Annotated in this window: 12 protein-coding genes; 5 read left to right on the forward strand and 7 right to left on the reverse strand. The window is 72.0% G+C overall.

The window, feature by feature from the left end:
* Positions 1-193: 193 nt before the first annotated feature.
* The 5 genes from AC5L35_RS02780 to AC5L35_RS02800 all read right to left on the reverse strand — a co-directional run bounded on the left by AC5L35_RS02780 (position 194) and on the right by AC5L35_RS02800 (position 5,735).
* A complete protein-coding gene (locus tag AC5L35_RS02780) occupies positions 194-1,957 on the reverse strand; it encodes a proline--tRNA ligase (RefSeq protein WP_495057901.1) in 1,764 nt (587 codons plus the stop codon).
* Between the two features lie 91 nt (positions 1,958-2,048).
* Positions 2,049-2,501, reverse strand: coding sequence for a dCMP deaminase (locus AC5L35_RS02785; RefSeq protein WP_495057902.1), 453 nt, complete (start codon positions 2,499-2,501; stop codon positions 2,049-2,051).
* Positions 2,485-3,180 carry a RibD family protein gene (locus AC5L35_RS02790; protein WP_495057903.1) on the reverse strand — a complete coding sequence of 232 codons (696 nt, stop codon included), beginning with the start codon at positions 3,178-3,180 and terminating at the stop codon, positions 2,485-2,487. The genes AC5L35_RS02785 and AC5L35_RS02790 overlap by 17 nt, the downstream gene beginning before the upstream one ends.
* Before the next feature lie 46 nt (positions 3,181-3,226).
* Positions 3,227-4,363: a homoserine O-acetyltransferase MetX gene (gene metX, locus AC5L35_RS02795; RefSeq protein WP_495058079.1), complete on the reverse strand. Its 1,137-nt coding sequence runs from the start codon at positions 4,361-4,363 to the stop codon at positions 3,227-3,229.
* Positions 4,364-4,421: 58 nt separating this feature from the next.
* Positions 4,422-5,735, reverse strand: coding sequence for a bifunctional o-acetylhomoserine/o-acetylserine sulfhydrylase (locus AC5L35_RS02800; RefSeq protein ID WP_495057904.1), 1,314 nt, complete (start codon positions 5,733-5,735; stop codon positions 4,422-4,424).
* A 277-nt stretch (positions 5,736-6,012) separates the two neighbouring features.
* Here AC5L35_RS02800 and yaaA point away from each other — a divergent pair, with 277 nt between their 5' ends.
* The 3 genes from yaaA (at position 6,013) to AC5L35_RS02815 (ending at position 9,586) form a co-directional block, all read left to right on the forward strand.
* Positions 6,013-6,762, forward strand: coding sequence for a peroxide stress protein YaaA (yaaA, locus tag AC5L35_RS02805; protein ID WP_495057905.1), 750 nt, complete (start codon positions 6,013-6,015; stop codon positions 6,760-6,762).
* Positions 6,763-6,939: 177 nt separating this feature from the next.
* On the forward strand, positions 6,940-7,911 hold the full coding sequence (locus AC5L35_RS02810; protein WP_495058080.1) for a serine protein kinase RIO: 972 nt from the start codon (positions 6,940-6,942) through the stop codon (positions 7,909-7,911).
* A gap of 361 nt (positions 7,912-8,272) precedes the next feature.
* Positions 8,273-9,586, forward strand: a complete 1,314-nt coding sequence (locus AC5L35_RS02815) for a DEAD/DEAH box helicase (protein ID WP_495058081.1) — start codon at positions 8,273-8,275, stop codon at positions 9,584-9,586.
* Positions 9,587-9,699: 113 nt separating this feature from the next.
* Here AC5L35_RS02815 and AC5L35_RS02820 read toward each other — a convergent pair whose 3' ends face one another.
* The gene (locus AC5L35_RS02820; protein ID WP_495057906.1) at positions 9,700-10,152 is read right to left on the reverse strand and encodes a LapA family protein; all 453 of its coding nucleotides are present in this window, start codon (positions 10,150-10,152) and stop codon (positions 9,700-9,702) included.
* A 120-nt stretch (positions 10,153-10,272) separates the two neighbouring features.
* Positions 10,273-10,737, reverse strand: coding sequence for a GNAT family N-acetyltransferase (locus AC5L35_RS02825; RefSeq protein ID WP_495057907.1), 465 nt, complete (start codon positions 10,735-10,737; stop codon positions 10,273-10,275).
* 121 nt (positions 10,738-10,858) lie between these two features.
* Between AC5L35_RS02825 and AC5L35_RS02830 the strand changes: the two genes are divergently transcribed.
* A complete protein-coding gene (locus AC5L35_RS02830; RefSeq protein WP_495057908.1) occupies positions 10,859-12,235 on the forward strand; it encodes a mycothione reductase in 1,377 nt (458 codons plus the stop codon).
* Positions 12,236-12,333: 98 nt separating this feature from the next.
* The gene (locus AC5L35_RS02835; RefSeq protein WP_495057909.1) at positions 12,334-13,278 is read left to right on the forward strand and encodes an acyl-CoA desaturase; all 945 of its coding nucleotides are present in this window, start codon (positions 12,334-12,336) and stop codon (positions 13,276-13,278) included.
* Positions 13,279-13,288 lie beyond the last annotated feature (10 nt).

A 13,288-nucleotide genomic window follows, 5' to 3' on the forward strand; every position in this document is an offset into this window, starting at 1 on the left:
ATCCGAGCGTCACGCGTGGGGAGCGCCGCTCGATCCTCGTGCCGCAGCCTCGCGTCCGCTGCGTCGAGCACCGGCAGACCGCGTTCAGGGCGATACGGAGGACGGCGTGCTCTCGCACACACGCCCTCCGCACCGCCCGACGTCACACGCGGACAGTCGATCATGCGGAGCGCAGTGCCGCTAGGGGCGATTGCTACTGCTTCTGCACCAGATCGGCGAGGTGCGCTGTTGCGCCGTTCAGCGGTATCTCGACACGCTCACCGCTTCGCCGATCCTTGACCTCGATCACCCCGTTGGCCAGACCGCGGCCCACGACGACGATCGTCGGGACGCCGATCAGCTCGGCGTCGGCGAACTTGACGCCGGGCGAGGCCTTGCGGTCGTCGAGGAGCACCCGCAGGCCCGCGGTCTCCAGGTCGGCGGCCAGCGCCTCCCCGCCCGCCAGTAGCTCCTCCGACTTCCCAGCGACGACGACGTGCACGTCGGCCGGGGCGACCACCCGCGGCCAGATCAGGCCGGAGTCGTCGTGGCTCTGTTCGGCGATCACCGCGACGAGCCGCGACACGCCGACGCCGTAGGAGCCCATCGTGATCCGGACGGGCTTGCTGTCCGGACCGAGTGCGTCGAGCGAGGCCGCGTCGGCGTACTTGCGGCCGAGCTGGAAGACGTGGCCGATCTCGATGCCGCGGGCCGCCTCGAGGTTGCCGCTGCCGTCGGGGGCGGGGTCACCCTCGCGCACCTCGGCAGCCTCGATCGTGCCGTCGGGGGTGAAGTCCCGGCCGCACACCAGGTCGACGACGTGGTGGTCGGGCTTGTCGGCGCCGGTGACCCAGGCCGTGCCCCGCACGACCCGGGGGTCGACCAGGTAGCGCACCCCGTTGGCGGCGAGTGCCCCTGGCCCGATGTAGCCCTTGACCAGGAACGGGGCCTTCGCGAAGTCGGACTCGTCGAGCAGTTCGACCTCGGCGGGTTCGAGCGCCGCCTCCAGCCGCTTCATGTCCACGTCGCGGTCGCCGGGCACCCCGACCCCGAGCAGCGTCCACTCCGACTGGCCCGGCCTGCGCGTCTTCACGAGCACGTTCTTGAGCGTGTCGGCCGCGGTGAACGTGCGGCCGAGGTCGGGCCCGGATCCGTTGGCACCGTTGAGGAAGTCGACGAGCGTGGCGATCGTGGGGGTGCCGGGCGTGTGGTGCGCCTGCGCGGCGGGCAGGCCCTCGATCGGCTGCTCCGGCGGCGCGGGCGTGGTGACGGCCTCGACGTTCGCGGCGTAGCCACCGGGGCTGCGCACGAACGTGTCCTCGCCGGTGGGCGCGACGGCCAGGAACTCCTCCGACGCCGAACCGCCCATCGCCCCCGAGGTGGCCGCGACGATCACGTACTCCAGCCCGAGCCGGTCGAAGATCTTGACGTAGGCCTCGCGGTGGCGCCGGTAGGACTCGGACAGCCCCTCGTCGGTCAGGTCGAAGGAGTAGGAGTCCTTCATGAGGAACTCCCGGCCGCGCAGGATGCCGGCCCGGGGCCGCGCCTCGTCCCGGTACTTCGTCTGGATCTGGTAGAGCATCACCGGGTAGTCCTTGTAGGACGAGTACTCACCCTTGACCAGCTGCGTGAACAGCTCCTCGTGGGTGGGCCCCAGCAGGTAGTCGGCTCCCTTGCGGTCCTTGAGCCGGAACAGGTTGGGGCCGTACTCGGTCCAGCGACCCGTCGCCTCGTAGGGCTCACGCGGCAGGAGCGCCGGGAAGTGGATCTCCTGGGCGCCGATGGCGTCCATCTCCTCGCGCACCACCTGCTCGACCGCACGCAGCACCTTCAGCCCGAGCGGCAGCCAGGAGTAGATCCCCGGCGCGACGCGTCGGACGAAGCCGGCACGGACGAGCAGCTTGTGGCTCGGCACATCCGCGTCGGCCGGGTCCTCGCGCAGGGTCCTCAGGAACAGCGACGACATCCGGGTCAGCACCTGGGAAAGGGTAGCGACGTCCCGGCGCCAGGGTCCTGCCGGTTCCCCCTGCACAGCAGCCCGGCGCCGCCGGAGGGGACGGCCCGCTCCCTCACCCCTCCAGCAGATGCCGGTTGACCGCACGCACCTCGGCCGCGAGATCGGACATCTCGATGACCTCCAGCCCCGCCGCGCGCAACAACTCGGCGCCCTCGCAGTCGACGAAGATCGACGGCTCCCGCCAGGCGAACACCACCCGGTCGATCCCGGCCGCGAGGATCAGCTCGGTGCACGTCCGCGTCCGTGACGCCCGCACGCTGCACGGTTCGAGAGTGGTGTAGACGGTGGTGCCCGGCTCGGCCCGCCACCCCTCGCCGAGCGTGGCGAGCGCGGTCTCCTCGGCGTGGTCGTGCGGGTCGCGCTGGCGCGAGTACCCCTCGGCGAGGACCCTCCCGTCCGCCGCGGTGACGAACGAACCCACGGAGAACGCCGTGTCGGACGGCGGGCAGCACCGCGACAGGTCGATCGCGGCCTTCAGCATCGCCCGGTCAACCGTTGGCGTCATCGGTGTCTCCCAGCAGGTACCGCAGCAGCACCACGTCGTCCACGGTCCGCACCTCGGCCAACCGCATCCGGTGCCGGACGTCGTGTGGGAACGCCCCGGCGCCGACGAACCGCGGTGCGTCGGGATCGCCGACGAAGAACGGCGCCACGACGAGGTGGATCTCGTCCACCAGACCGGCGGTGAGGAAGAGAGTGTGCACCGCTGTCCCGCCTTCGACCATCAGCCTGCGCACGCCGCGGGCGTCGAGGTCGGAGAGGATCTGCCTCGGGTCGACGGGGTCGCCCGCGCCGACCACGGTGGCCACGGCCCCGAGCCGGGCCCGGGCCGCGCCGACCGCTGCCGTGGGCACGTAGACGAACCGTTCCCGCGGCCCCGTGGTGAACAGGCGAGCGGCCGGGTCCAGGTCCCCGCTGCCGCTGATCGTCAGCCGGAGCGGATGGGCGCTGCGTCCGGCGGCGACGCGAGCGGCGACCCGCTCCGGGGATCGGATGAGCAGGCGCGGGTCGTCCCGGCGGACCGTGGTGGCCCCCACGAGGATCGCGTCCACCGCGGCCCGCTCGGCGTCGACGCGGTCGAGGTCGGCCGCGCCGGAGAGGATGAGCCGCTGGTCGGACCGGTCGTCGATGCAGCCGTCCACCGAGGTTGCGACGGACAGCAGCACGTAGGGCCGAGAGCTCACGGCCCGATCATCCCCCCGTGAGCGGCGAGACACAGGAAGGGGCGACTCAGCTCACCAGCAGCTCCGTCAGCAGTGAGCTCACGGTGGCGGCCTCGATGAGGAAGCCGTCGTGCCCGTAGGGGGACTCGATCATCCGCAGTGGTCCACTGCCCGGGATCCCCGCGGCCAGCTCGGCCTGTTGGTGGGAGGGGAACAGCCGGTCGGAGCTGATGCCGGCCACGAGCGTCCTCGCGGTGACCCGGGCCAGCGCGGCGGCCACGCCGCCCCGTCCGCGGCCCACGTCATAGGCGTTCATCATCTCGGTGAGCCGGACGTAGGACGCCGCGTCGAAGCGGCGCACCAGCTTCTCGGCGTGGTGGTCCAGGTAGGACTCCACCGCGAACCGGCCGCCGTGCCACGGATCCTCGCCGACCTGGGGGTCGCGGCCGAACCGCTCCGACAGCTCGAAGGGGCTGCGGTAGCTCAGGTGCGCCATCCGCCGGGCGATGCCCAGTCCGAGGTGGGGCCCCTGCCCGGGCGGTGCGGAGTGGTAGTTGCCGCCCCGCCAGCCCGGGTCGCTGCGGATCGCGGCCAGCTGCGGCGCGGCCCATCCGATCTGGTCGGCCGACGTGGCGGCCGGGCAGGCCAGGAGGAACAGCCGTTCGACCCGGTCGGGCTCGACGACCGCCCACTCCACGGCACGCATGCCGCCCATCGAGCCGCCCACCACGCAGGCCCACCGCTCGATGCCCAGCGCGTCGGCCAGCACGGTCTCCGCGGCCACGGCGTCACGGGTGGTGACGAGCGGGAAGCGGCTGCCCCACGCCCTACCGTCGGGCGCCGGTGACGACGGTCCGGTGCTCCCCTGGCAGCCACCCACGACGTTGGGCGCCACGACGAACCAGTGGGCGGGGTCGAGCGCGCGGCCCGGCCCGATCAGGTCGTCCCACCAGCCCGCGGTGGGGTGACCCTCACCGGCGGGGCCGGCCACATGGCTGTCGCCGGTGAGGGCGTGCAGCACGAGGACGGCGTTGGACGCGTCGGCGTTCAGCGTTCCCCACGTCTCGTAGGCCAGCCGGACACCGGGCAGCTCACCGCCCGACTCCAGCCGCAGCGGGGCGGTGAGCGCCACCCACTTCCGCCTGCCCGGGGCGTCCCCCTCCCGCCAGGCACCGCTGGCGGGAGGGAGATCGGTCGTCACCACACTCACGGGGCGCTCCTGCGTGCACCCCGTGGCATTCGTAGGTCGAGAACGGACGTGCTCACGCTCCCTTGGCCGCCCGGAATCCCGCCTCGAGGTCGGCCTTGAGGTCCTCGATGCCCTCCAGGCCCACGGAGAGCCGCACCAGCCCCGGGCTCACGCCCGTGGCCAGCTGCTCCTCGCCGGAGAGCTGGCTGTGCGTGGTGCTGGCCGGATGGATCACCAGGCTGCGGACGTCGCCGATGTTGGCGAGGTGGCTGTGCAGCTCCAGGGCGTCGACGAACCTCCGGCCCGCCTCGACACCACCGCGGATGTCGAACGCGACAACTGCCCCGGCTCCACGCGGCAGGTACTTCTGCCCCAACTCGTACCACGGGCTCGACGGTAGCCCGGCGTAGTGCACCTTTTCGACCTCGTCGCGCTGCTCCAGCCACTCGGCGAGAGCCTGCGCGTTCTGCACGTGACGCTCGATGCGCAGCGACAGCGTCTCGATGCCCTGGATGAGCAGGAAGCTGTTCTGCGGGGAGATCGCCGGGCCGAGGTCGCGCAGCAGCTGGACGCGCAGCTTGATGATGTAGGACTGCGGGCCCAGCGCATCCCAGTAGTTGAGGCCGTGGTAGCTCGGGTCCGGAGTGGTCAGACCGGGGAAACGGTCGGCGTGCTCACCCCACGGGAAGTTGCCGGAGTCGACCACGACGCCGCCGATCGCGGTGCCGTGACCGCCGAGGAACTTCGTGGCCGAGTGCACGACGATGTCGGCGCCGTGCTCGATCGGGCGCAGCAGGTACGGCGTCGGCACCGTGTTGTCGACGATCAGCGGGAGTCCCAGCTCGTGCGCCGCGTCGGCGACGGCGCGGACGTCGAGCACGTTGCCGCGCGGGTTGCCGAGGGTCTCGGCGTAGAACAGCTTCGTGTTCGGACGGACGGCGGCGCGCCACGCGTCGAGGTCGTCGGGGTCGTCGACGAACGAGACCTCGATGCCGAGCTTCGGGAACGTGTAGTGGAAGAGGTTGTACGTGCCGCCGTACAGCGAGGCACTGGAGACGAGGTGGTCGCCCGCCTCGGCGATGTTGAGGATGGCGAGCGTCTGGGCGGCCTGCCCCGAGGCGAACGCGACGGCCGCGATGCCACCCTCGAGCGCGGCGACGCGCTGCTCGAGGACGTCCTGGGTGGGGTTCATGATCCGCGTGTAGATGTTGCCCAGCTCGGTGAGCCCGAACAGCGCGGCGGCGTGTTCGGTGTCGCGGAACGTGTAGGACGTGGTCTGGTAGATCGGGGTCGCGCGCGCACCGGTGGTCGGGTCGGCGGTGGCGCCAGCGTGCACCTGCTTCGTCTCGAAGGACCAGGAGGCGGTCGGGTCAGGGGTGTCGGACACAGTTCTCTCCCTGGAGTCGGGTGGTGTCGAGAGTGCGACCGAAGGTCGCCGGGGGCCGAGTCAGCGGCTGGTACAGGCCGCGCTCGTGACCCGCATGAAGTCCACATGCCGGCGCGCCACGAGGCAGATCACGCGGTGGACCGTAATGCGGGCGTCATCTGCGCACAACCCGGGAGTCAGCAGGTCACCCACATGTGGATCTTCGGTCACCGGGTCCCGCTCGGGCGGCTCGCCTGCTCGTGGGGTGGCCCGCGTTTCTCGGCACTACCCTCGACTCGTGCTCGTCCTGCTACCCCCGTCGGAGACGAAGGTCGACGGCGGCGACGGTCCGCCCCTGCGGCTGGACGTGCTGCCGTACCCCGAGCTCGACCAGGTGCGCAAGGAGCTCGCGCACGACCTCGTCGAGCTGGCCGGGGACGTGGCGGCCTCCCGCACCGCACTGGGCCTCTCGGCCAAGCAGGACGCCGAGGTGGCCCGCAACGCCGCGCTGTTCACCTCCGCGACGATGCCCGCGCTGCACCGCTACACCGGCGTGCTCTACGACGCCCTCGACGCCGGCTCGCTGCGCGGGACCGCGGCCGCCCGGGCCAGGGCCCGCCTGGCCGTCGGGTCGGCGTTGTTCGGCCTGCTCCGCGCGGACGACCCCGTGCCGGCCTACCGCCTCTCGGCGGGCTCGGCACTGCCCGGCCGTCCCACGCTCGCCGCCCGCTGGAAGCCGGTGCTGGAGCCGGTGCTCGCCGGGATCGCCGCGGAGGAACTGGTCGTCGACCTGCGGTCCGGGTCGTACGCCGCGCTGGGCCGGGTGCCCGGGGCGGTGACGGTCACCGTGCTCGCCGAGCGAGCGGACGGCACCCGCAGCGTGGTGAGCCACTTCAACAAGGCACACAAGGGCAGGCTCGCCCGGCTGCTGGCCGGCACCCGGGCGGAGCCGACGGACGCCGCAGGCCTGGCCACCGTCGCCCGGCGCGCCGGCATGCAGGTGGAACGCCCGGGCCCCACGACCCTGGAGATCATCCTTCCGGCCTGATCACCGCCGGCAGGCTTAATCCGTTGCGCCGTCGGGCGCGCGTGCAGCACGCTGGCCGCCGAGCAGCCGGAGGACCGGCCTGAAGGACAGGAGGAGGTGCGTCATGTCGATCGCCGCCCGGGACGTGGCCCGCCCCCGTCCGATCCCCGCCCCGCGCTGACTCCTGCCGCGGGGCGCCTGTCCACAGGAGACCTCGCGTTGCGCGACCCCGAGTACCACCCCGAACCGTCCCGCCGGCGGCGGCGCCGCTTCGACGACGACGACACCTCTCACGGCCGTATCCGCCACCGCAGCGGCCGCATCGACATCACCTCCCTCGACGAGCGTGCGGGCGCCGATCCCGACGGGCCGCCCGTCGGCGAACGATGGTCCACATGGGACGGCGCCGACCACGGCCCGGAACCGTGGCCGTGCTGGGTGGTCACCGAGCACGCCGCGGTCGACGCGGAGCTCGGCGTGCTGAAGACCGGCAAGGAGGCCGACGTGCACCTGGTCGAGCGCTTCGTGCCCGGCGCCGACCGCCGTGTCCTCATGGCGGCGAAGCGGTACCGCAGTGCCGAGCACCGCCTGTTCCACCGCGACTCCGGCTACCTGGAGGGCCGTCGGGTGCGCCGCTCCCGCGAGATGAGGGCGATGGCGAACCGGACGACCTTCGGCCGCGACGTGCTGGCCGGCCAGTGGGCGGCGGCCGAGTTCGCCGCGCTCGGCAGGCTGTGGTCCGACGGGGTGGCAGTGCCCTATCCCGTGCAGCTGAGCGGCACGGAACTGCTGCTCGAGTTCGTCGGGACCGACGGCGCGGCCGCACCCCGGCTCGCCCAGCTACGGCCCGACGTCGATCAGCTGTGTGATCTGTGGCACCAACTGGTCGACGCACTGCTGGGGCTGGCCCGCCACGGGCTCACCCACGGCGACCTGTCGGCCTACAACCTCCTGGTGCACGACGGGAGGCTCGTTCTCATCGACCTTCCGCAGGTCGTGGACGTGGTCGGCAACCCACAGGGGCCCACCTTCCTGGCCCGCGACGTGCAGCGGATCGCCGACTGGTTCGTCGCGCACGGCCTGCCGCCGCACGTCGGGCCCTCCGGTCTCCTCGACGAGTTGCACGTCGAGCTGGGAATGCCACCCGGCGCGGGAGCGTCGGAACACTAGGCCCGGGCAGATCCGGGTCGGCCGGTACTCCGCTACGCTTCACCGCGAGCGCCCGGCCAACCTGGCCCCTAATCGGGCGCACCCGCTTCACCCACCAGGGCGCATGGATGCGCCCGGGCTCGTCTCTGAGATCTCAGCCGCCGTCATCTCGGCGCTGCTTCTCCGTGCGACGTGCCACGTCCCGGAGGTTCGTTTGACATCCCCGTCCCCTCGCCGTGCCCAGTTCTCGGCGAACCCGCGCCCCCGTCGTTCCGACGGCGGTCGCCCCCGCTCCAACCGTGACCGCTCCCGCGGCTCGCAGGACCGCCCCGTTCTCGCCGCCGCACCCCCCGAGGTGCTGTGGACCGTCCCCGAGGCCGGCATGCCCACGTTCGCCGAGCTCGGGCTGCCCGAGCCGATCGTCCGTGCGCTGGCCGCCAACGGCTTCACCGAGCCGTTCCCGATCCAGGCGGCGACGCTGCCCGACACGATCGCGGGCCGCGACCTGCTCGGCCGCGGCCAGACTGGTTCCGGCAAGACGCTGGCCTTCGGTCTCGCGCTGCTGTCCCGGCTCGCCGGTGGCCGCGCACAGGCCCGGCGTCCCCGCGGTCTCGTCCTCGTCCCCACCCGTGAGCTGGCGCAGCAGGTCGTCGACGCGCTGACGCCGTTCGCCAAGGCACTCGGTCTCTCCACCACCTCGGTGGTCGGTGGCATGTCGTTCAACCGGCAGGCCGCCGAGCTCCAGCGCGGCGTCGACCTGCTCGTCGCCACGCCGGGGCGGCTCACCGACCACACCACGCAGCGGACCTGCGACCTCTCCGAGGTCACGGTCACCGCGATCGACGAGGCCGACCGGATGGCCGACATGGGGTTCCTGCCCCAGGTCCGCAAGATCCTCGACCTCACCCCGGCCGGCGGGCAGCGGCTGCTGTTCTCGGCCACGCTCGACGGCGCCGTCGGCGCGCTGGTGCGCCAGTACCTGACCGACCCGGTCACCCAGTCGGTCGCCTCGGCCACCGCACAGGTGTCGACGATGGATCACCACGTGCTCATCGTCGACACGCCCGACAAGCCGCGGATCGTCACCGAGATCGCCGCCCGCGACGGCCGCACGATCCTCTTCGTGCGCACCAAGCACGGCGTCGACCGGCTGGTCAAGACGCTGCGACGCGACGGCATCAACGCCGGCGCGCTGCACGGCGGCAAGGCGCAGAACGCGCGCAACCGCGCGATCTCCGACTTCAAGGACGGCAACACGCCGGTACTCGTGGCCACCGACGTGGCGGCGCGCGGCATCCACATCGACGACGTCAGCCTCGTCGTCCACGTGGACCCGCCCACCGACCCGAAGGACTACCTGCACCGGGCCGGCCGCACCGCTCGCGCGGGCGACTCCGGCACGGTCGTCACGATGGTCACCCCGCCCGAGCGGCGTGACGTCGAGCGGCTCACCCGCCTCGCGGGCGTCCGCGCCACCCACACCGAGGTCTACCCGGGCGACGACGCGCTGGGCCGGATCACCGGGGCGCGCACTCCGTCCGGTGTGCCGATCGTCGAGCCGCCCAAGCCCGCGCAGAACCCGCGCGGCAGCAGCAGGCGCTCGCGCGGCGGCGCGGTCCGTGCGGGAGGCCAGGGCGGACGCCCGTCGGCCGGCCGCTCCGGTTCGCGCGGACGCAGGCGCGACGCGGCCGCCTGACCCCGCTTCACCACGTCGAAGGCGCGGCATCCCCGAGGGGGTGCCGCGCCTTTGTCGTGCCGGGACCGAACCGGGCGACTCGCGCACCCGAAACGGGCGACTCGCGGGGTGGGTCAGATCGTGCGGCGGCCGCCGCGCTGTGCCGCCCGGCGTAGCTGCAGGATGCGCAGTCCGCCCGGGATCGCCACGAGCAGCAGGCCGGCGATCGCGGCGAGGAGCAGCGCCACGCCCGTCGGGAGCGTGCCCGTCCAGACCAGGAAGTTGATCTGCACCGGGGCGTTGTTCTGCAGGATGAAGATCAGCAGGAACAGCAGGACCACCGAGGACAGGATCAGGCCGGTCCACAGCCCGCCGGTGCGGGTGCGCGTGACCGCCGGGCCCGGTACCGGGTCGGGGGTGCTCGAACCCCCGGTCGGGGTCGGCACCGTGGGGCTCTCCGGCTCCGGGACACGAACGGGCTGCATCGCCGGGTCGGTGGCCGGGTCGGCATGCGGATCGGCCGGGCCCACACTGCCGTGCAGGGGTGAGCCCGGACGTGCGGTCGCCCGCGTCGGGTCCTCCGTCATCTGCCTACCTCGCTCCGCTCACAACGTCTCCGTGCTCGTTCGGACGGAGTATTCCGCAACCGGGGGTACGAGGCGGAACACGGTGCGTCAACGCCGCCGGAACGCTGCAGCGGGCGCGGGTCAGCGACCGTCGCGGCGCATCGGCACGTGCGGGACGCCGTCCCAGTCGTAGGCGGGGCCGGTGGGACGGAAGCCGAAGGCGCGGTAGAAGTCGGCGAGGTGCTCCTGCGAGTCGAGCACGCAGCCCTCGTCGCCGACCTCGGCCAGCGCCGCTTCCATCAGTTGCTTCCCGAGGCCACGGCCGCGCGCGGACCGGGCGGTGCACAGCCGGCCGATTCGGAAGTCGCCGTCGGGTTCCTTCAACAGCCGCACGCATCCGAGCACCGGTTCCGGATTGCCGGACCCCCCGAGCCAGTAGTGCCTGGCTTCGTTCTCGAGGTCCCGGCCGTCGAGCTCGGCGTACGGACAGGCCTGCTCCACGACGAACACCTCGACGCGGAGCCGGAGGATCTCGTACATGGTGCGGGGCTCGAGATCGGCCGCCCAGGAACGGTGAACGGTGGCCGCAATAGCCTCGCTGGTCATGACGACTGCATACCAGATGCACGGTGGCCGCGCTGGGCCAGACGAGTGGGGCACGCACTCCACGACGAACGGTCCGCTTACGGCCCGGGCACCCCCTGATGGTCGCGGCTACCGTGAAGTGATGCGCCACCACGATCTCGTCGTCATCGGCAGCGGGTCCGGAAACTCGATCATCGACAGCAGGTTCGATGATCTCGATGTCGCGATCATCGAGCACGGGGTCTTCGGCGGCACGTGCCTGAACGTGGGGTGCATCCCCACGAAGATGTACGTCTACCCCGCCGACGTCGCGGAGGCGGTGCGGCACGCGGCGCGCTACGGCGTCGACGCGAGCGTCGACAAGGTGCGCTGGAGCGACATCCGCGACCGCGTGTTCGGCCGGATCGACCCGATCTCCGCCGGCGGCCGGGAGTACCGGGTGAGCCGCTCCCCCAACGTCACCGTCTACGAGGGCCACGCCCGGTTCACCGGGCACAAGGAACTGCTCGTCGACCGCACCGACGGTTCGGGAACCGACGCCGTGAGCGCCGACCGGATCGTCGTCGCCGCGGGCAGCCGTCCGGTCATCCCGGAACTGATCGCGACCTCCGGCGTCCCGTTCCACACCTCCGACACCATCATGCGGCTCGACGACCTGCCGGAGCACGTCCTGATCGTCGGCAGCGGCTACATCGCCGCCGAGTTCGCCCACGTGTTCTCCGCACTCGGGGCCCGCGTCTCGATCGTCGGGCGCATGATGCGGCTGCTGCGCAGCCAGGACGAGACCATCGCGGAGCGGTTCACCGCTGTCGCCGCCGAACGCTGGGACCTCCACCTCGGTCAGCAGGTGGTGCGCGCGAGCGGCGGCGAGGGCTCGGTAGCGCTGGAACTCACCGACGGCACGGTCCTGCGCGGTGACACGCTGCTGGTGGCCACCGGCCGCACGCCCAACGGGGATCGGCTCGACCTCGACCGGACCGGTCTGCCCACCCACCCCGACGGGCGGATCGTGGTCGACGAGCAGCAGCGCACGCCGGTGGACGGGATCTTCGCCCTGGGCGACGTCAGCTCCCCGTTCCAGCTCAAGCACGTCGCGAACCACGAGTCCAAGGTCGTGGCCCACAACCTGGTGCACCCCGAGTCGCCGTGCACCACCGACCACCGCGTCGTGCCGTTGGCCGTCTTCACCCACCCGCAGATCGCCTCCGTCGGGCTCACCGAGGCCGAGTGCCGGGCCGCGGGCCACGACGTGACCGTGAAGATCCAGGCCTTCGGCGACGTCGCCTTCGGCTGGGCCATGGAGGACACCACCGGCTTCTGCAAGCTGATCGCCGATCGCGCCACCGGGCGGCTGCTGGGCGCCCACATCATGGGTCCGTACGCCGCCACGTTGATCCAGCCACTGATCCAGGCGATGTCGTTCGGCCTCGGCGCGCGGGAGATGGCCACCGGTCAGTACTGGATCCACCCCGCCCTGCCCGAGGTGGTGGAGAACGCGCTTCTCGGGCTCGATCTGTAGGACGTCCCACACGATCCGGGGTGCCGCTGGGCAACAAGAGCCTGGTAGACATCGGACTAGTAAGGTCACCCTTCCTACTAGTCACGAGGTGCATGCGCATGACCCTTGCCGAGAGCCCCAGCCGAGCGGCCGGAACGGCCAGACCGATCTTGGGCGGCACCCGCGGCGTCGCGGCGCAGATCTCCGTGTACGTGTTCGTGATCGTCCCGTTGCTGGCGCTCCTCGCAGCCGTCCCGTTCGCCTGGGGCTGGGGACTGGGCTGGACGGACGTCGTGCTCGCGCTGGTGTTCTACGTGATCAGCGGTCTGGGCATCACGGTCGGATACCACCGGTACTTCACGCACGGCTCGTTCAAGGCCAACCGCCCGCTGCGGATCGCACTCGCCGTCGCCGGCAGCCTCGCGATGCAGGGACCGGTGATCGACTGGGTCGCCGACCATCGCCGGCACCACGCCTTCTCCGACAAGGAGGGCGACCCGCACTCGCCGTGGCTGTTCGGCACCGGGCCGGGCGCGCTGGCCTGCGGCTTCTGGCACTCGCACATGGGCTGGCTGTTCGAGCGTGACCAGACCAACGAGGAGCGCTTCACCCCCGACCTGCTCGCCGACCGCGACATCACGCGGGTCGACCGGCTGTTCGTCCTGTGGTCGGTGGCCACGCTGCTCGTCCCGGCCCTGCTCGGTGGCCTGCTGACCTGGTCGTGGTGGGGCGCACTCACCGCGTTCTTCTGGGCGGGCCTGGTGCGGGTGGCGTTGCTGCACCACGTCACCTGGTCGATCAACTCGATCTGCCACATGATCGGCGACCAGCCGTTCGCGGCTCGTGACCACTCGCGCAACGTGTGGCCGCTGGCCGTGCTGAGCTTCGGTGAGTCGTGGCACAACCTGCACCACGCCGACCCCACCTGCGCCCGGCACGGCGTGCAGCGCGGGCAGGTCGACATCTCCGCGCGGGTGATCCGGATCTTCGAGAAGTTCGGCTGGGCCCACTCGGTGCGCTGGCCCACGCAGCGGCGGTTGGAGAAGCTGGCCCGCGCCCGCTGACCGGCCTGCC

The sequence above is a fragment of the Pseudonocardia sp. OZ21 genome, from assembly GCF_059359135.1.

Bases quoted from the DNA above. Each gene is read 5' to 3' on its own strand.
- AC5L35_RS02825 (WP_495057907.1), bottom strand. From the start codon at position 10,737: ATGACCAGCGAGGCTATTGCGGCCACCGTTCACCGTTCCTGGGCGGCC.
- AC5L35_RS02815 (WP_495058081.1), top strand. From the start codon at position 8,273: ATGCCCACGTTCGCCGAGCTCGGGCTGCCCGAGCCGATCGTCCGTGCG.
- AC5L35_RS02830 (WP_495057908.1), top strand. From the start codon at position 10,859: ATGCGCCACCACGATCTCGTCGTCATCGGCAGCGGGTCCGGAAACTCG.
- AC5L35_RS02835 (WP_495057909.1), top strand. From the start codon at position 12,334: ATGACCCTTGCCGAGAGCCCCAGCCGAGCGGCCGGAACGGCCAGACCG.
- AC5L35_RS02785 (WP_495057902.1), bottom strand. From the start codon at position 2,501: ATGACGCCAACGGTTGACCGGGCGATGCTGAAGGCCGCGATCGACCTG.
- AC5L35_RS02820 (WP_495057906.1), bottom strand. From the start codon at position 10,152: ATGACGGAGGACCCGACGCGGGCGACCGCACGTCCGGGCTCACCCCTG.